The organism is uncultured Bacteroides sp., assembly GCF_902472605.1.
GTDB lineage: Bacteria > Bacteroidota > Bacteroidia > Bacteroidales > Bacteroidaceae > Phocaeicola.
This window is the reverse complement of record NZ_CABROP010000019.1, coordinates 1-17,659: the sequence shown is the minus strand read 5'-3', so window position 1 is coordinate 17,659 and position 17,659 is coordinate 1. Positions and strand designations below refer to the sequence as shown.

The 17,659-nt window shown below is 49.3% G+C and carries 15 protein-coding genes and 2 tRNA genes; 10 read left to right on the top strand and 7 right to left on the bottom strand.

All coding sequences use genetic code 11. The features are described from left to right. Positions 1-29 precede the first annotated feature (29 nt). The 4 genes from RDP42_RS06005 to RDP42_RS05990 all read left to right on the top strand — a co-directional run bounded on the left by RDP42_RS06005 (position 30) and on the right by RDP42_RS05990 (position 5,283). Complete coding sequence (locus RDP42_RS06005) at positions 30-1,514, top strand: TolC family protein (protein WP_374046925.1); 1,485 nt, start codon at positions 30-32, stop codon at positions 1,512-1,514. Positions 1,515-1,554: 40 nt separating this feature from the next. Then, entirely contained in the window at positions 1,555-2,913 is a 1,359-nt protein-coding gene (locus RDP42_RS06000) for a sigma-54 dependent transcriptional regulator (protein ID WP_308762950.1), read from the top strand. Positions 2,914-2,924: 11 nt separating this feature from the next. Next, positions 2,925-4,259 carry an ATP-binding protein gene (locus RDP42_RS05995; protein WP_308762949.1) on the top strand — a complete coding sequence of 445 codons (1,335 nt, stop codon included), beginning with the start codon at positions 2,925-2,927 and terminating at the stop codon, positions 4,257-4,259. Positions 4,260-4,377: 118 nt separating this feature from the next. Continuing rightward, a complete protein-coding gene (locus RDP42_RS05990) occupies positions 4,378-5,283 on the top strand; it encodes a DMT family transporter (RefSeq protein WP_308762948.1) in 906 nt (301 codons plus the stop codon). Positions 5,284-5,377: 94 nt separating this feature from the next. Here the strand turns inward: RDP42_RS05990 and RDP42_RS05985 are convergent, their stop codons facing one another. From RDP42_RS05985 to RDP42_RS05960, 6 genes are read right to left on the bottom strand one after another with little or no spacing between them, the layout of a single operon-like run. Then, entirely contained in the window at positions 5,378-6,391 is a 1,014-nt protein-coding gene (locus RDP42_RS05985; protein WP_303911610.1) for an FAD:protein FMN transferase, read from the bottom strand. A gap of 3 nt (positions 6,392-6,394) precedes the next feature. Then, a complete protein-coding gene (locus RDP42_RS05980) occupies positions 6,395-6,967 on the bottom strand; it encodes a manganese efflux pump MntP family protein (protein ID WP_204477473.1) in 573 nt (190 codons plus the stop codon). A gap of 5 nt (positions 6,968-6,972) precedes the next feature. Then, a complete protein-coding gene (locus RDP42_RS05975; protein ID WP_303911606.1) occupies positions 6,973-7,719 on the bottom strand; it encodes a DUF6048 family protein in 747 nt (248 codons plus the stop codon). Continuing rightward, positions 7,667-8,170 (bottom strand): DUF6452 family protein, encoded by a 504-nt coding sequence (locus RDP42_RS05970; RefSeq protein WP_303911604.1) that lies wholly within the window; start codon positions 8,168-8,170, stop codon positions 7,667-7,669. Before RDP42_RS05970 ends, RDP42_RS05975 begins: the two co-directional genes overlap by 53 nt. Continuing rightward, a complete protein-coding gene (locus tag RDP42_RS05965; protein WP_303911602.1) occupies positions 8,170-9,120 on the bottom strand; it encodes a glycosyltransferase family 2 protein in 951 nt (316 codons plus the stop codon). Before RDP42_RS05965 ends, RDP42_RS05970 begins: the two co-directional genes overlap by 1 nt. Positions 9,121-9,138: 18 nt before the next feature. Beyond that, on the bottom strand, positions 9,139-9,669 hold the full coding sequence (locus tag RDP42_RS05960; protein WP_303911600.1) for a DUF4199 domain-containing protein: 531 nt from the start codon (positions 9,667-9,669) through the stop codon (positions 9,139-9,141). 299 nt (positions 9,670-9,968) lie between these two features. Here RDP42_RS05960 and RDP42_RS05955 point away from each other — a divergent pair. The 3 genes from RDP42_RS05955 (at position 9,969) to RDP42_RS05945 (ending at position 11,841) form a co-directional block, all read left to right on the top strand. Beyond that, a tRNA-Thr gene (locus RDP42_RS05955) sits at positions 9,969-10,042 on the top strand. Between the two features lie 21 nt (positions 10,043-10,063). Beyond that, positions 10,064-10,137 (top strand) — tRNA-Thr (locus RDP42_RS05950). Positions 10,138-10,434: 297 nt separating this feature from the next. Then, entirely contained in the window at positions 10,435-11,841 is a 1,407-nt protein-coding gene (locus RDP42_RS05945) for an amidophosphoribosyltransferase (protein WP_308762947.1), read from the top strand. A gap of 203 nt (positions 11,842-12,044) precedes the next feature. On the opposite strand, the gene RDP42_RS05940 is transcribed toward RDP42_RS05945, so the two are convergent. Further along, the gene (locus RDP42_RS05940; protein ID WP_374046924.1) at positions 12,045-13,241 is read right to left on the bottom strand and encodes a BamA/TamA family outer membrane protein; all 1,197 of its coding nucleotides are present in this window, start codon (positions 13,239-13,241) and stop codon (positions 12,045-12,047) included. Between the two features lie 214 nt (positions 13,242-13,455). Between RDP42_RS05940 and pepT the strand changes: the two genes are divergently transcribed. From pepT to RDP42_RS05925, 3 genes are all read left to right on the top strand, one after another. Then, the gene (gene pepT, locus RDP42_RS05935) at positions 13,456-14,685 is read left to right on the top strand and encodes a peptidase T (RefSeq protein ID WP_303911596.1); all 1,230 of its coding nucleotides are present in this window, start codon (positions 13,456-13,458) and stop codon (positions 14,683-14,685) included. A 70-nt stretch (positions 14,686-14,755) separates the two neighbouring features. Next, positions 14,756-15,847 (top strand): glycine cleavage system aminomethyltransferase GcvT, encoded by a 1,092-nt coding sequence (gene gcvT, locus RDP42_RS05930; protein ID WP_308762946.1) that lies wholly within the window; start codon positions 14,756-14,758, stop codon positions 15,845-15,847. Positions 15,848-15,936: 89 nt separating this feature from the next. Beyond that, a complete protein-coding gene (locus RDP42_RS05925) occupies positions 15,937-17,478 on the top strand; it encodes an arylsulfatase (protein WP_308762945.1) in 1,542 nt (513 codons plus the stop codon). Positions 17,479-17,659 lie beyond the last annotated feature (181 nt).

Sequence of the window (17,659 nt, the reverse complement as noted above, 5' to 3'; positions counted from 1 at the left end):
GATGTGATACGATAAATGAGTGGAAGAGTATGAAACGGAGTGTATGGATTTTATTTTCTTTTTTCCTTTTCTGTAAAGGAGGGGCGGTAGAGCCGATGGAGAAAACGCATGTGTTGACGTTGGATGAGGCCATTATGCTGGCACGGGTACAGAGTGTGGATGCGGCTGTGGCTTTGAATGAACTGAAAACGGCGTATTGGGAGTATCGTACCTATCGTGCGGAACTGTTGCCGGAGGTGAACTTTACGGCCACCCTTCCTTCTTACCACAAGGGGTATAATTCGTATCAGCAGAATGACGGTTCTTATACCTATGTGCGGAACAACTACATGCAGATGAACGGACAGCTTTCCATCGACCAGAATATCTGGTTCACGGGAGGTACGTTGTCGTTGAATACCTCTCTTGATTTTCTGCGGCAGATGGATGGCAGTTCGGGTAACCGCTTTATGTCGGTTCCGTTGGCTTTGACCTTGAACCAGCCTGTTTTTGGGGTGAATCAGACCAAGTGGGACCGCCGGATTGAGCCGGTACGTTATGCAGAAGCCAAAGCAGCTTTTCTGAGCGCGACAGAAGAGGTCACGATGACCACCATCAATTATTTTTTCAATCTGCTGCTGGCTCGTGAAAACGTAGCCATTGCCAGACAGAATTTGGAGAATGCAGAGAAATTGTATGAGGTGGCTAAAGCCAAGCGGCGGATGGGGCAGATCAGTGAAAATGATGTGTTGCAGTTGAAATTGAATGTGCTGGATGCCCGCTCCTCATTGACTTCTAACGAGAGTGCCTTGAAGAGTCACATGTTTACCTTGCGTTCGTTCCTGGCTTTGGGGGAGAACGAAGAACTGATACCGGAGGTCCCGGATTCCGTGCCCGAGGTGCGATTGGAGTATGCGGATGTGTTGTCCAAGGCTTTGGCTAACAACTCCTTTGCCCAGAATATCCGTCGCAGGCAGCTCGAAGCCGATTATGAAGTGGCCAAGGCCAAAGGGAATATGCGCGAAATCACGCTCTTTGCCCAGGTCGGATTTACAGGAACCGACCGCCGTTTTGACACGGCTTACCGCCGGTTAAAAGACAACCAAGTGGTGGAGATTGGGTTCAAGATTCCCATTCTGGACTGGGGCAAACGTCGCGGACAGGTCAAAGTGGCGCAGAGCAACCGGGAAGTGACGGAAAGCAAGCTGCGGCAGGAATCCATGAATTTCAATCAGAATCTGTTTGTGCTGGTAGAGCAGTTCAACAACCAGCAGACGCAGCTTCATTTGGCGGATGAGGCCGATCAGATTGCCCGTAAACGCTATCATACGAATGTGGAGACTTTTCTGGTCGGTAAGATTTCCACACTCGATTTGAACGACTCGCAGAGCCAGAAGGATGAGGCACGTCGCAAACACATCAATGAGTTGTTTTATTATTGGTATTATTATTACCAGTTGCGCAGTCTCACCTTGTGGGATTTTGCGGCAGGAACGGGCATTGAGGCCGATTTTGAGAAGATAGTGAAGCACTGACCCCCTTCTTTTGTGAAATAATATTTACTTTTGTCGTGTTATGATATTGATAATAGATGATGATAGTGCCATTCGTTCGTCGCTCAGTTTCATGCTTAAACGGGCGAAATATGAGGTACAGGCTGTGCCGGGCCCGAAAGAAGCAATGGAGGTGGTACATACGGTAACTCCACAGCTGATTCTGATGGACATGAATTTCAGTCTTTCTACCGATGGGGCAGAAGGTCTGGTGTTGTTGAAGCAGGTCAAGCTGTTCTGTCCGGATGTGCCGGTCATCTTGATGACCGCGTGGGGAAGTATTCCGTTGGCTGTACAAGGGATGCGGGCCGGAGCTTTCGATTTTATTACCAAACCGTGGAACAATGCAGCGTTGATGCAACGCATTGAAACGGCTCTGGAACTGACGTCGAAAGAAGATTCAACCGGCTCTTCCACAAGGGAGGAAGAAGATTTTGACCGCAGTCATATCATCGGGAAGAGCAAGGCGTTGGAAGAGGTGCTGTCTACCGTGAAGCGGGTGTCCCGCACAGGAGCCTCTGTCTTGATTACGGGGGAGAGCGGTACGGGAAAAGAACTGATTGCAGAGGCGATACATTTGAACAGTCCGCGCAGGAACCAGCCTTTTGTCAAGGTCAATTTAGGAGGTATTTCGCAGACTTTGTTCGAGAGTGAGATGTTCGGGCACAAGAAAGGGGCGTTTACCGATGCGGTGACCGACCGGAAAGGACGTTTCGAACTGGCGGATAAAGGGACGATTTTCTTGGATGAAATCGGTGAATTGGATTTGTCGTGCCAGGTGAAGTTGCTGCGGGTATTGCAGGAGCAGACGTTTGAACCGTTGGGGGAGAGCCGTCCGCGAAAGGTCGATGTACGGGTGGTGTGTGCCACCAATGTCAATCTGGAGCAGATGGTGCGTGAACATACGTTCCGGGAAGACCTGTTTTACCGTATCAACTTGATTACAGTGCATCTCCCGGCTTTACGTGAACGGCGGGAGGATATTCCTTTGTTGGCCACTCATTTTGTGGAGAGCCGCTGCCAGGCCGACGGATTGCCGCTGGCAACCCTCTCGGACGATGCGCTGGATTTTCTGAGCCGGTTGCCTTATCCCGGGAACATTCGGGAACTGAAGAATCTGGTGGAGCGTACCTTGCTGGTATGCGGAAAGGATTGTCTGACTGCGGCAGATTTTCAGTCACAATATCATCCCACGACAGGAGCATTGGAATCATCGGTCACTTTGAGGGGACTGACGCTGGAGGAATTGGAGAAACAGACCATTCTGCAAGCTTTGGAGGCACATGGCAATAATCTGACGCAGGCAGCCCTTTCATTGGGCATCAGTCGGGCGGCTTTGTATCGCCGGCTGGAAAAATACGGCATTTCGTGGAATGACTGACGGGAGGGCTTATGAGACTGCGTACTTTGTTTTTTCTATTAGGCGGACTGCTGGTATTGGCGTGGGGCATCTTGCTGTCGTTTACCTTGAGCACAAAGAGTCCGCTTTTGTATGTGGGAGAGGGCGTGATTTCTTTCTGTCTGGTTGTCTTGTTTTATTTTTATTGGAAGGTGGTAAAACCGCTTCATAGCATTGCCAGTGGAATGGATTTGCTGCGTGAACAGGATTTCAGCAGTCGCCTTGCTCCGGTGGGGCAGGCAGAAGCCGACCGTATTGTGGAGATGTTCAACCGAATGATGGGGCAGCTGAAGAATGAACGGCTGCGCTTGCGGGAACAGAATCACTTTCTGGATTTGCTGATTAACGTGTCCCCCATGGGAGTGGTGATTCTGACGTTCGACGGACAGATTTCGATGCTGAATGCGGCAGCTTTGAAGTTCTTGGGCTATGCCTCGCCCGAAGAACTGATAGGAAAGCAGTTGCAGGAACTGAACACCCCGCTGGCCGAAGAAGTGGCCCGTTTGCCGAAAGATACCACCGATACCATTCGTCTGAGTGATGCCAAAATCTATCGTTGCTCCCGGCTGTCATTTGTTGATCAGGGATTTGCTCACCCGTTTATCTTGATAGAAAGTTTGACGACCGAGGTGGTGAAGGCGGAGAAAAAGGCCTATGAAAAAGTGATTCGGATGATTGCCCACGAAGTGAATAATACCACGGCAGGCATTACTTCCACGTTGGAAACAGTGGGAGAGGCATTGGAAACCTTGGAAGAGGATACGGAAGATTTGCGGGAAGTGATGAAGGTTTGTGTGGAGCGTTGTTTAGGCATGAGTCAGTTTATCACCAATTTTGCCAATGTGGTGAAAATTCCGGAACCTCGCCTGGAGCAGGTACGGCTGAACGACCGGGTACTGTCTTGCCAGCGGTTTATGGAGACGGTTTGCCGGGAACGAAAGATTGGGTTGCACAATGAGCTGTGTCCTGAGAATCCGAAGGTCTGGATGGATACGGTGTTATTCGAGCAGGTGATGGTGAACATCATCAAGAATGCGGCCGAAAGTATTGGACAGGAGGGAGATATCTATATTCGTACCTCCGCATCGCCGGTGATGCTGGAAATAACCGATACCGGAAAAGGTATCTCCAAGGAAGTGGAGACAAAGCTGTTCAGCCCCTTCTTTTCGACCAAGCCTCACGGACAGGGCATCGGGCTGATTTTCATTCGCGAAGTGTTGACGCGGCAGGAGTGTACTTTCTCGTTACGGACTTATCCGGATGGACTGACGCGGTTTCGAATCTCATTCCCAGAGCGACGGCCGGAGCAGCAGAAAAAGGATGGATGAAGCCATTCGCAGTACTTGCGGGGAAAGAAAGAGTGGAAGGTTCTGCGGGAGAAACTTGTCAGTCACGGCTTTATTGTCTAATTTTACAGGCTGTAATTCGAATTAATGTAAAGAAAACATGTGGTTATTACTGGCTTTTTGCTCAGCGGCGTTGCTGGGATTTTATGATGTCTTCAAGAAAAAATCATTGTCGAACAATGCGGTACTCCCGGTGCTGGGACTGAATACGCTTTTTTCCAGTCTGATTTTCTTGCCGTTTATTTTGATTTCGCACTTTCATCCGGAAACCTTGAAAGATACGCTTTTCTATGTACCGGATGCAGGTTGGGAAGTGCATAAATTCATCCTGCTGAAATCGTTTATCGTCCTTTCTTCGTGGACGTTCGGGTATTTCGGCATGAAACATTTGCCCTTGACTATTGTAGGACCGATCAATGCCACCCGTCCGGTCATGACTCTGGTGGGGGCTTTGCTGATATTTGGCGAGCGCCTGAATGTGTATCAGTGGATTGGCGTACTGATGGCGATTATCTCGTTCTTTATGCTGAGCCGTTCGGGAAAGAAGGAAGGCATTGACTTCAAGCACGACAAGTGGATTTGGTTCGTGGTGCTGGCAGCAGTGTTAGGAGCCGTAAGCGGATTGTACGACAAGTACCTGATGGGGCGGTTCAGTAACATGGTGGTACAGGCTTGGTACAATGTCTATCAGCTTTTCCTCATGGGCGGAGTGCTGATGTTTTTGTGGTGGCCCAAACGGAAAAGCAGCACACCTTTCCACTGGGACTGGTGCATCATCCTGATTTCCGTGTTCCTGTCGGCTGCGGATTTTGTGTACTTCTATGCCTTGGGAATGGATGGAGCCATGATTTCCATCGTGTCCATGGTACGACGGGGAAGTGTGATTGTGTCCTTCCTGTTTGGAGCCATGATCTTCCGTGAGAAGAACCTGAAGAGCAAGGTGGTCGATTTGATTTTGGTGCTGATTGGTATGTTCTTCCTTTACTTGGGAAATGTGTTAGGATAGCCCGAAGAGAGTATCCTGATAAAATAGAAAATGCCGGGGCATACGAGGAGGTATGTTCCGGCATTTTTATGTCTGACCTTGTATAAGGTCTTTTTTAATTCCGCATGTATTTCTTCATGCCTGCTGTAGAATAGGTTTGCAGTTTTCCGTTCTTGTCCGTATAGATGAAATAGGCATCCAGTTCCGGATGAGAATCACAGACCGCTTTGGCCGAATCCAGTCCCAATACCATAAAGGCGGTGGCGTAGGCATCGGCAGTGGCACAGTTCTTGGCAATGACGGTAGAAGAAAGAATGTTGTGCTGCACCGGATAGCCCGTCCGTGGGTCGATGGTATGCGCATATTTCTTTCCATCCTTGTAGTAGAAGTTGCGGTAATTGCCCGAAGTGGCCATACCGGCATCGGTAATTTCCAGTATGGTTTGCAGTTCCTGGTTGACTGATAAAGAGTCGTCAATCGGTTTGTTGACTCCGATGCGCCAGGTCTCCATCTTGGCATTCTGTCCTTTCATGACCAGTTCGCCGCCAATGTCAATCATGTAGTTCTTGATACCTTTCCGGTCGAACAGACGGGCCACGCAATCTACGCCGAACCCTTTGGCAATGGAGCTGAAGTCGAGCATCATGCGTGGGTCGGACTTGACTACTTCACCGTCTGCATTGAGGTGGATTTTGTCGATGCCCACAAACTGACGCAAGCTGTCGACGGTCAGTGAATCCGGAAACTGGGAGTGTTTGAATCCAAATCCCCAGACATTGACTAACGGGGCCACGGTCACGTCGTATGCTTTTCCGGTATCATGAGAAACCTCCTTGGCCAGATTGAACACATAGACGAACATGCTGTCGGTATGCAGGTCGGTATTCTGGTTGATACGTGTGATGACCGACTGTTTGTTGAACGGTGACAGGGAGTTATCCACCTTCTGCAGTTCTTTTTCAATCTCGTTTTTCAAGTTTTCCGACGACTGGTAAGTGATTTTATACACGGTGCCGAACACCAGGCCTTCGTCGGTCTGGTAAGGCGCTTGCTTTCTCAGAATCAGCACCGTTCCGACGATAAGGATGACGAGGAACGGCAGCTGCCATTTCAAATTGTTTTTGCTCATGAGTTATTGTAGGAATAAATGTTCTATTAAAATCTTCACGCCGATACCAATCAGTACCAGTCCTCCGAAAAGTTCTACCCGCAGGTGGAAGCGTTTGCCGAAGAACACTCCGATGAGGCTTCCCACCAGTGAAAGAATGAAAGAAGCCAGTCCGATGCTGGTCAGCGGCAGGGTCAGATCCTCTATCTGCTTGAGTCCCGCAAAGGCGAAGGAAATACCGATGGCCAAGGCGTCGATGCTGGTAGCCACTGCCAGTGCCAGTGTTACCTTCAGGCTGGTGGGGTTGAACGAGGCTGTTTCTTCTTCCTTGAACTGTGCCCGTATCATCCGGATACCTAAAAAGGCCAGCAGACCGAATGCAATCCAATGGTCGTAGTCCTCGATGAGGTGTTGGAAGCGGCTGGCGCCCAGCCATCCGATGAAAGGCATCAAAGCCTGGAAAAGTCCGAAGAAAAAGGCCATTCTCAGAAAAGTCCCCCAGCGGATGCGATGCAAGATGATGCCGCTGGTGACGGATACCGTAAAGCAGTCAATGGCCAGACTGACCGACAACAGAATGGTTTCAAGTAAGTTCATGTAAATCAGAAGGGCAAGTTGTAAATGAGATTATACGTCAGGTTGAAACTGCTGCTGGCATTCTTTCCGAATCCGGGCACGTACCATGGAACGGAATTTTCATGATTCTTGATGCTCATCCTCATTTTGTATCTCACGCTCCAACCCATGCAAAAACCTTTGTAGATTTTCACCTTGAGTCCGAGCACGCCTTCCAGCCAGCTGGCATTGCTCTTCAAGCCGGAATAAGAGAAAGGGTAGGAGATTTCTCCTCCATAGTTCGGGTCAGTCATGGATGGGCCGTCCACATCGTAGCTGAACGAGGTCATGCCATAGCGTAGTCCTACGTACAGATAGCCCGGCAAGTGTGTTTTCTTGTAAAACACGTTGTAATCCATTCCTATTCGGAAATAGGGGGCAGAGGTCTTGTAGTGCAGGTTGTTGGCATCGTTGAGGGCATCCGCTTTTCCGTATCCCACTTCCACCACGGGGAGGAAGCGGTTTTTCAGGTTGGCCTGTAGGGCTACCTCACTGTTCAGAATGTCACTTCCTAACAGGTAGCTTCCGATTCCGGCAATTTCCACTCCGATGCTCATTCCCTGATAAAGAGGTATGTTTTCCGTCGGTTCTGTTTTTTTCGCTTCTTCCTTCTGTATCTGTACCGGCTGTGCCTTGTGGGCTCCCGGCCGCTGTGCCCACAGGGAGCCACAGAGAAGGAGGCTACTCATTAGCAGCAGTAACCGTGAAATATATCTTGAAATTCTCTTTCTCATAATTGTCTATGTTCGGATTGGTGATGACGAGTGAATCGAGCATGCGGGTAGTCGTTTCCGCACTGGTTATCTCGTAGAACATCATGGTGCCGCAGTCCAAGTTGATGAAATAAGGAATGTTGCGGTGATTGACCGTAATGATGTCCCGCTGCCGGTTACCGTATTGGAAGATGAAGCGGGTCTGATCTCCGTAGCTGAGTGGCAGGCTGAGGGTACTCGTTTTGGTCGATTTGTTAATCAGCGTGTCATAGATAAGGGTATCGGCCGTCTGTAGCTGCCCGATTACGGTCAGCGTGTCAGTGTATTCCACCGATCTTCCATTTTGGTCAACGAAATTAAACTGTGCATACGCCAAGGCATTGGGCGGACAGTTCTCCACTTCGCAGGCCGGGAAGAAGGAGAAGGCTGCCAACAAAAGCAGGCTGCATACAATCGGTAGTTTCTTCATCATCAAAGTTCTTTCTCAATTTGGTATTTGTTTCTTTCCGGTGAATTGCGTGCAATCAGTTCACCGATGAACCCGGCCAGGAAAAGTTGGGTGCCTAAAATCATGGTAGTCAGTGCCAGGTAGAAATAGGGGCTTTCGGTCACCAGACGGTAAGGATTGCCGCAGTACATGTCGTACAGCTTGTTGGCTCCTACCACAATGACGGCGATGAATCCTAACAGGAACATGATGGAACCCAAGAATCCGAAGATGTGCATAGGTTTCACGCCAAAAGTAGAGAGGAACCAGAGCGACAGCAGGTCCAGATAGCCGTTCACAAAGCGGTTCAGTCCGAACTTGGTCTTTCCGTATTTGCGGGCTTGGTGGTGTACAATCTTTTCACCGATGCGGGTGAATCCGGCATTTTTGGCCAAGTAAGGGATATACCGGTGCATTTCGCCATACACTTCGATGTTTTTCACCACATCCTTGCGGTAGGCCTTCAGTCCGCAGTTGAAATCGTGCAGGTTGTGTATGCCCGAAACGGCGCGTGCCGTAGCGTTGAACAGCTTGGTTGGAATGGTCTTCGACAGTGGGTCGTAGCGTTTCTGCTTCCAACCTGAAACCAGGTCGTATCCTTCTTCTGTAATCATGCGGTACAGTTCCGGAATTTCGTCTGGGCTGTCCTGCAAGTCCGCATCCATGGTGATGACCACGTCGCCTTCAGCCTTTTCGAATCCGCAGTACAGGGCCGGCGATTTGCCATAATTTCGGCGGAACTTGATGCCTTTCACTTCTTTCGACTTCCGGCTGAGTTCTTCGATGACCTGCCAGGAGTGGTCCGTACTGCCATCGTTCACGAAAATGACTTCGTAGGTAAAGTGGTGGGCGTACATCACGCGCTCAATCCAGGCATACAATTCAGGTAAGGATTCCTCTTCATTATAGAGAGGTACGACTACAGATATATCCATATTTTTATTTCTAAGCGATTAATTCTTTTTTCTCATGACCAGCAGCGCCGTCGGAATAGACAGCAGGATTCCGTAAAAGAAATTCTGTGAAAGCAGTTGGAAAGTCATTTGCAAGGGGGTGAATGAAGAAATCACCTCGAAGCTGCTGATAAGCTGTTCCACGGAAACCTTCATGTCGCCGCTCACGCTGTCCTTTATATTATCCAACTGGCTCAGATATGTGTTCAGCAGGTATCCCTGATCAATGAAGCGGAAATATACATAGTGAGCCAATGCGGTCAGGATAGAGGCGAAGAGATACATCAGAAAGCAGAAACCGAAAGCCTGGGTGAAGGAGAGATAGCCTTCATGGTACTGGTTACGGTAACGGCGGGCATAGATGAAGCCCAGTACAGGAACGAAAATCGTCATCAGGATAAAGAGCAGCTGGAGCAGCGGAATGGTAAATCCGATGGGAAGGAAAATGAATTTGAAAATCCAGAACAATCCCATGTAAGTTCCGAACCGCATGGCGTATTCCTGTAGGGTAGTTGGTCTTTCTGCTGTCATATCGTCAAGTTTGTTAGTGGTTACAAAAGTAGTCTTTTTCGGTGAGCTGTGGTATAGAAAAGATTGAAAAATCATGAATCTTTCCCATTTTGGCCAATTTTTTTTGCACAGGTATTGTATATTCAGAAAATTTGCCTACCTTTGCACCCGCAATCGAGAAATACGCCTTCCGCGTGATACTCGATGACATATTGAATACGGGTAAGTCCCATACGGCCAGCTCCCTTCGAATCCTCCAGGGCTTGATCGCAGCAAAGGTAGTTGGTTGTAGCGGCGCGATATGGTAAGCTTACCCACCCGCCTCTTTAGCTCAGTTGGCCAGAGCACGTGATTTGTAATCTCGGGGTCGTTGGTTCGAATCCGACAAGAGGCTCGAAAATAAAACATAGTTATTGCCTCTTTAGCTCAGTTGGCCAGAGCACGTGATTTGTAATCTCGGGGTCGTTGGTTCGAATCCGACAAGAGGCTCAGGAAAGTTGGACAGTTTTGTCCGACTTTTTTTATGTCTGTACTGAGGGGAAAAAGAAAAGCCACCGGTGTTGTTTCGGTGGCTTTTTTGTACATAAAGTTAGTTTAGTAAGCCTTTTGTAGGTAATATATGGCTTCTTTTCCCTTTGGAAGAAGGGAGATTCAATAAAGGAGTTATTTTTTATGAAAACAATCGGAAGGCGAAAAATGTTCACAGCCCGTGAAAAAAAATTTTTTTTGCCTATTTTTGTATCCGGAAAATGACTACAAACCTAATAACTATCAAAACTTATAAGCATGGGAGGTTTTTTCGGAACAGTCTCTAAGGCTGAATGCGTGACCGATTTATTTTACGGTACGGACTACAATTCACATTTAGGTACGAAACGCGCCGGTATGGCGACATACGCCGAAGGCGAAGGGTTCATACGTTCAATTCATAATTTGGAAAGTACTTATTTTCGAACAAAGTTCGAAGATGAACTTCCTAAGTTCAAAGGCAAGTCGGGGATAGGAGTCATCAGTGATACAGATCCTCAGCCTATCATGATCAATTCGCATTTGGGGCGTTTTGCCATTGTCACGGTTGCAAAAATCAACAATATCGACCAGCTGGTGAAGGAACTGCTGGACTGCAATATGCATTTCTCTGAAATGAGTATGGGAAAGACCAACCCTACAGAACTGGTGGCCTTGCTCATTGTGCAGGGAAAAGATTTCGTGGAAGGCATTGAGAATGTGTTCCAAAAAATCAAAGGTTCGTGTTCCATGTTGATTCTGACGGAAGATGGGATTATCGTGGCCCGTGACAAATGGGGTCGCACGCCGATTGTCATCGGCCGGAAGAACGGGGCATACGCGGCTACCAGCGAGTCGAGCAGCTTGCCGAACCTGGATTTTGAGATTGACCGCTATGTGGGACCGGGTGAGATTCTGCGCATGCGTGCCGACGGAATCGAACAACTCCGCCAGCCGAACGAGAAGATGCAGATTTGTTCGTTCCTTTGGGTGTACTACGGTTTCCCGGTTTCCTGCTATGAAGGAAAAAATGTGGAAGAAGTACGTTTCATGAGTGGCTACAAGATGGGACAGCACGATGATTCCGAAGTGGACTGCGTGTGTGGCATTCCTGACTCGGGTGTAGGAATGGCATTGGGGTATGCGGAAGGAAAAGGAGTGCCTTATCACCGGGCTATCGCCAAATATACTCCTACCTGGCCCCGTAGTTTCACGCCGAGCAACCAAAGCATGCGCTCGCTGGTGGCCAAGATGAAGCTGATTCCCAACCGGACCATGCTTCAGGGAAAGCGTCTGCTGTTCTGCGACGACTCCATCGTGCGCGGCACCCAGCTGCGTGACAATGTGAACGTACTCTACGATTACGGTGCCAAGGAGGTGCACATGCGTATTGCCTGTCCGCCGCTGATTTACGGTTGTCCATTCATCGGTTTCACTTCTTCCAAGAGCGACATGGAACTGATCACGCGCCGCATCATCAAGGAAATTGAAGGAGACGAAAATGCCAAGCTCGACAAGTATGCCACCACCGATTCACCGGAATACAAGGAACTGGTGGAACGTATTCGGGCCCGTTTCGGACTGACTTCACTGAAATTCAATACACTGGAAATCTTGATTGAAGCTATCGGACTGCCGAAGTGCAAGGTCTGCACTCACTGTTTCGACGGCTCCAGCTGCTTCTGACAAACCGTTTCGGAGGCTGCGGGCAAGATAAATGGGAAACTCCCCGGTATATACCCGAAAATGTATCGGAGAATTCTCTGTACCACACTGTGAAATATGTATCCCACACTGCGGGATATGTATTTCACAGTGTGGTTTTTGTATCCCACAGTGTGGAACAGAGAAAGTGCTGATATACAAGGGGAAATTTGCCGGGGCGTTTTTCAGAACGCCTCGGTCATGTTGAAATAAAACAGGTTCTGACGGTTGGTGAAGTCACGTCCTAAATCCAGACGTACGTTCATACGTGGCTGTACCTCGATGCGGAGGCCCAGTCCGGCATTCGGAAGTACCCCTTCAATCTTTCCGGGCGTCGGGCCCATGAAGCCGCATCCGCCCCACGCTACGAAACCTAATCGGTTGATGACCTTCTTGATCCAGTTGCTTTGGTCGGTGTTGAACATCTGTCGGTATTCGGCCAGTGCCACGTGCGACGACTTGTCACGGTATTGTCCCATGTAATAGCCTCGCAGGTCGAATGGCGTACCGCTCAGTACGTATTTGTTCAGGGGCAGGTTGTGTCCGAAGGAATGTTTGCTCTGTACGGTCCAAGCCAGCACTTTCCGCTTGCCCACCAGCTTGTATTGCCGGTAGTCCAGTTCCAGACGATAGAAGCTGTTATTGCTCCCCAGGAACTTTTCGTACATCAGTCCCCGCAGGTCGAAATACAGTCCTTTGTAGGGATTGGCCGGTACGTCGCGCGTATCATAGGTCAGCAGGAAGCCGATACCCGAACTGAAGTCCTTGTAGCCGTCGGCAGTACCTCCTGCCCGTTTGTAGTCAGGTTGTTCCACCAGGTACTTGGCAGGATCCATGATGTGGTCGTAGGTGATGTCAATCTGCGGGCCGGCAAAAAAGTTGCTTTCGCCCAGTCGGAACAGGAACCAGGGATTAATCTGGATGCCGCTGTAGCGGTACTGGCTGGTAGAGTCGCTTCGTACATAGTTCTTGTTGGTGCTGTAGCCCACGCCATAGAAATTTTCACGGGTATTTTTGAACGAAAACTGTCCGAAGATACGGAAGCGGTCGTTCTTGAAGAAAAGTTGTGGTTTGACCACCAGGTTCAGTCCCCCGTTGAACATGAAAGCCAGGGCGGCCGGTATGACCGAACGCCGCATGGTAGTGTCTTTGGGATTCATCCGAAATGTCATCAGGGCACTTCCACCCACTAACAGTCCGAAATCGGGAGTATAGCTGGGCCCTCCCAATATATTATAGTGAAAGTTACGTTCGGCTTTCTTTTTTTTCTTGAGCTCTTTGGCGGTCAGCGGTTTGGCAGCCACGGTATCTTGCAAAGACTCTTGTGCATTCCCCATTATAGCAAACAGGAAGTAAATGCAAATCAGTAAGTATTTTTTCATGCGGCAAAATTACAAAAAAAGGCCTGAATCTTTTTGGTATTGTTTTAAGAGATTATGGATTGCCCTCTCTTTTTTAACTTAAAAGTGATAGCATTTTTGAGCTTCAAAGTAAATCATTCTTGCGTTCTAATAAAAAATGGTAAGTCGTTTGGTCATTCTCAGGGTATTTTTGTACTTTTACGTCAAACAAGAAATCGTAAACAGTAAAATTGATATGACAGTAATTGAACGTTTTTTGAAGTATGTGACTTTTGATACACAGTCGGACGAATCGACCGGCGTGACGCCAAGTACGGCGAAACAGATGGTGTTTGCCCGTTATCTGAAGGAAGAACTGGAAAAACTGGGCCTGAAAGATATTTCGCTCGATGAAAACGGTTATTTGTTTGCCACATTACCTTCGAACGTGGACCATGAGGTGCCGGTCATCGGTTTTATTTCCCACATGGACACCAGTCCCGACATGAGCGGAGCAAATGTGAAGCCGCGTATTGTGGAGAAATACGACGGAAAGGATATCCCGTTGTGTGCGGAAGAGCATATCATTTTGTCGCCCAAGAATTTTCCGGAACTGCTGGATCATGTAGGCGAGGATTTGATTGTGACCGATGGTCATACCTTGTTAGGTGCCGACGATAAGGCCGGTATTGCGGAAATCGTAGGGGCCGTGGCTTACCTGAAGGCTCATCCGGAAATCGAGCACGGAGATATCCGCGTGGGCTTTAATCCGGATGAAGAAATCGGCCTGGGAGCCCACAAATTTGATGTGGAGAAATTCGGGGCGAAATGGGCCTACACGATGGACGGCGGTGAAGTGGGTGAACTGGAGTTCGAGAACTTCAATGCCGCAGCGGCCAAGGTGGTAGTGAAAGGACGCAACGTGCATCCGGGATATGCCAAGAACAAGATGATCAATTCTTTGCTGGTGGCTACGGAATATGCTTCCTTGCTTCCTGCCAATGAGACTCCGGGTACCACCGAAGGATACGAAGGTTTCTATCACCTGATTGGAATGGAAGGTGAAGTGGAGCATACGGTATTGTCTTACATTGTCCGTGACCATGACCGGGAGAAGTTTGAAGCGCGCAAGCAGGCTTTGCTGGACTATGCGGCCCAGCTGAACCAGAAATACGGAGAGGGTACGGTGAGTGTGGAACTGAAAGACCAGTATTATAACATGCGTCAGCAGGTAGAGCCGTTGATGCACATCATCGACATCGCCTTTGCGGCCATGCAGGAAGCCGGTGTCACTCCGAAGGTGAGAGCTATCCGCGGCGGTACAGACGGGGCACAGCTTTCGTTCAAGGGACTTCCTTGTCCGAATATCTTTGCCGGCGGGCTGAACTTCCACGGACGTTATGAGTTCGTGCCTATCCAGTCTATCGAGAAGGCTATGATGGTGGTCGTGAAGATTGCCGAGCTGACAGCCAAAAGATATCGTTAAATCATTATGAAAGTTGCAGACTTGTTTCGGCAGGTCTGCAACTTTGTACATCAACCTTAAAATATACCTTATGAAAACAACTCCATTTACCGAGAAACATATTGCACTCGGTGCCAAAATGCATGAATTTGCGGGTTATAACATGCCGATTGAATACTCTGGAATCATTGATGAACACATGACGGTTTGCCAGTCAGTGGGGGTATTTGATGTGTCGCACATGGGAGAATTCTGGGTGAAAGGGCCTCATGCCCTGGAATTTATTCAGGAAGTGACTTCCAACAACGCGGCGGTGCTTACTCCGGGCAAGGTGCAGTACACTTGCTTCCCCAATGAAACGGGAGGAATTGTTGATGATTTGCTGGTGTATAATTACGAACCCGAGAAATACATGCTGGTGGTCAATGCGGCCAATATTGAAAAAGACTGGAACTGGTGCGTGTCTCACAACAAGGTGGGGGCAGAGCTGGAAAATTCGTCCGACCGTATCGCACAGCTGGCCATACAAGGACCTAAGGCATGTGACACCCTTCAGAAGCTGACTCCGGTGGACCTGAAGTCGATTCCTTATTATACATTCAAGGTGGGTGAGTTTGCCGGAGTGCCGAATGTGATTATTTCGAATACGGGATACACCGGCGCCGGAGGTTTTGAATTGTACTTCTATCCGGAAGTAGCCATGAAAGTATGGGATGCCATCTTCGAGGCCGGAAAAGAATTCGGTATCAAACCGATTGGTCTGGGGGCCCGTGATACTTTGCGTCTGGAAATGGGCTTCTGCTTGTATGGAAACGATATTACCGATGAGACTTCTCCGCTGGAAGCCGGACTGGGATGGATTACGAAGTTTGTGGAGGGTAAGAACTTCACGAATCGTGCTGCATTGGAAAAGCAGAAAGCAGAAGGCGTGAGCCGAAAACTGGTAGGCTTTGAGATGATTGACCGCGGCATTCCTCGTCATGGATATGCCTTGCTGAACGAAGCCGGCGAAACCATCGGACACGTGACTTCCGGTACCATGTCGCCGACACGGAAAATCGGTATCGGCATGGGATATGTCAAGATTGAATACGCCAAACCAGGTACGGAAATTTACCTGGACAACCGGGGGCGGAAGCTGAAGGCACAGGTAGTGAAACCACCCTTCCGCAAGAACTCCTGAGGCTTTAGAAATAGATTTTGAATAGATTCGGATGCAAAGTCGTTTCAGAGATTTCTCTCCTACGGCTTTGCATCTTTTTTAAGGAAACCATGAAAGAAAAGTTTTTGTATGCAAGTGCATGTCTGCCTTTGCTGGCTCCGGCTCATCTACTGGCGGCAGACAGAGACGACCCTTCCCGTCCTAATGTGATTATTATCTGTGCGGATGACCTCGGCTATGGAGATTTGGAGTGCTATCGGGCCAAGAACATCCACACGCCGGCCGTGAACAGTCTGGCTCAGCACGGTATTCAGTTTACGAATGCCTATGCGGTGGCATCCACGAGTACCCCGTCGCGGTATTCTCTGCTCACAGGGGAATATGCCTGGCGGAAACCGGGTACTGATGTGGCGGCAGGAAATGCCGGCATGATTATCGACCCGGGGCGTTATACGCTGGCGGATGTGTTTAAAAATTCAGGGTACGTGACTTCCGTTATCGGCAAGTGGCATTTAGGCTTGGGAAGTGAGACCGGCGAGCAGGACTGGAACGCACCGCTGCCTTCTCATCCGGGCGACTTGGGCTTTGATTATTCGTATATCATGGCGGCTACGGCCGACCGCGTGCCTTGCGTGTTCATCGAAAACGGGAAGGTGGCGAATTACGACCCGGCTCATCCGATAGAGGTAAGTTACAAGAAGCCTTTTGCGGGAGAGCCTGTGGGAGCAGACCATCCGGAATTGATGTATAATTTACAGCCGACGCACGGGCATAATCAGGCTATTGTCAATGGGATTGGGCGTATCGGATATATGAAAGGAGGGGGAAAGGCCTTGTGGAAGGACGAGAATATCGCCGATTCCATTACGGCGCATGCCATTGACTTTATCCGTCAGCACAGCCAGGAGCCCTTTTTCATGTATTTTGCTACGAACGACGTGCATGTGCCGCGTTTCCCGCACGAGCGGTTCAGGGGAAAGAATGTGATGGGCCTGAGAGGGGATGCCATTGCGCAGTTCGACTGGAGCGTGGGCCAGTTGTTGGCTTGCCTGGAGGAGCTGCGCCTGCGTGAGAATACGCTGATTATCCTGACCAGTGACAACGGTCCAGTGTGCGACGACGGCTATGACGACCAGGCGGCTGAACGCTTGAACGGTCATTCGCCTACCGGCGGGTTGAGAGGAAATAAGTACAGTGCGTTTGAAGGGGGAACCAGAATTCCGTTCATCGTGTCATGGCCTGCCGAAATCCGGAAAGCGGGCACATCCGACGCATTGGTTTCGCAGATTGATATCATGAAGTCGTTGGGACAACTCGTGGGGGCTGTGCTTCCCAAGGGAAGTGCACCGGACAGCGGCGATTACCTGAATACCTTGCTGGGAAAGGACACGAAGGGCAGAGAATGGGTGATGGAACAATCGTACAACCACACCTTGTCGGTGCGCACGAAGGACTGGAAATACATTGAGCCGAGCGACGGACCAGTGGGAGTGCCTTGGGTGCCGGAAATTGAATCGGGTAACAATACAGCGCCTCAGTTGTATAAGTTGGTGGATGATGCCCACGAGCAGCAGAATGTAGCCGTTGAATATCCGGAGGTGGTGTTTAAGATGCAGGATATCCTGAGAAGAGTCAGAAAGGGTGTCCAATAAACGTTTTCGTTTGTATCGCAAAGAATAAGAATGGCTGGAAAGTGGGCGAAAGCTGCTTTTCAGTCATTTTGTGTGATGCGAGAAAATGGTATAAAAAAAGATTGTCTTTTTGAAAGACAATCTCTCGAAGAGCGGAAGACGGGACTCAAACCCGCGACCCTCAGCTTGGAAGGCTAATGCT

What these genes read in the sequence shown, in the direction of transcription:
- RDP42_RS06005 (WP_374046925.1), top strand. Translation starts at nt 30, where the DNA reads ATGAAACGGAGTGTATGGATTTTATTTTCTTTTTTCCTTTTCTGTAAA.
- RDP42_RS06000 (WP_308762950.1), top strand. Translation starts at nt 1,555, where the DNA reads ATGATATTGATAATAGATGATGATAGTGCCATTCGTTCGTCGCTCAGT.
- RDP42_RS05995 (WP_308762949.1), top strand. Translation starts at nt 2,925, where the DNA reads ATGAGACTGCGTACTTTGTTTTTTCTATTAGGCGGACTGCTGGTATTG.
- RDP42_RS05990 (WP_308762948.1), top strand. Translation starts at nt 4,378, where the DNA reads ATGTGGTTATTACTGGCTTTTTGCTCAGCGGCGTTGCTGGGATTTTAT.
- RDP42_RS05985 (WP_303911610.1), bottom strand. Translation starts at nt 6,391, where the DNA reads ATGAGCAAAAACAATTTGAAATGGCAGCTGCCGTTCCTCGTCATCCTT.
- RDP42_RS05980 (WP_204477473.1), bottom strand. Translation starts at nt 6,967, where the DNA reads ATGAACTTACTTGAAACCATTCTGTTGTCGGTCAGTCTGGCCATTGAC.
- RDP42_RS05975 (WP_303911606.1), bottom strand. Translation starts at nt 7,719, where the DNA reads ATGAGAAAGAGAATTTCAAGATATATTTCACGGTTACTGCTGCTAATG.
- RDP42_RS05970 (WP_303911604.1), bottom strand. Translation starts at nt 8,170, where the DNA reads ATGATGAAGAAACTACCGATTGTATGCAGCCTGCTTTTGTTGGCAGCC.
- RDP42_RS05965 (WP_303911602.1), bottom strand. Translation starts at nt 9,120, where the DNA reads ATGGATATATCTGTAGTCGTACCTCTCTATAATGAAGAGGAATCCTTA.
- RDP42_RS05960 (WP_303911600.1), bottom strand. Translation starts at nt 9,669, where the DNA reads ATGACAGCAGAAAGACCAACTACCCTACAGGAATACGCCATGCGGTTC.
- RDP42_RS05945 (WP_308762947.1), top strand. Translation starts at nt 10,435, where the DNA reads ATGGGAGGTTTTTTCGGAACAGTCTCTAAGGCTGAATGCGTGACCGAT.
- RDP42_RS05940 (WP_374046924.1), bottom strand. Translation starts at nt 13,241, where the DNA reads ATGAAAAAATACTTACTGATTTGCATTTACTTCCTGTTTGCTATAATG.
- pepT (WP_303911596.1), top strand. Translation starts at nt 13,456, where the DNA reads ATGACAGTAATTGAACGTTTTTTGAAGTATGTGACTTTTGATACACAG.
- gcvT (WP_308762946.1), top strand. Translation starts at nt 14,756, where the DNA reads ATGAAAACAACTCCATTTACCGAGAAACATATTGCACTCGGTGCCAAA.
- RDP42_RS05925 (WP_308762945.1), top strand. Translation starts at nt 15,937, where the DNA reads ATGAAAGAAAAGTTTTTGTATGCAAGTGCATGTCTGCCTTTGCTGGCT.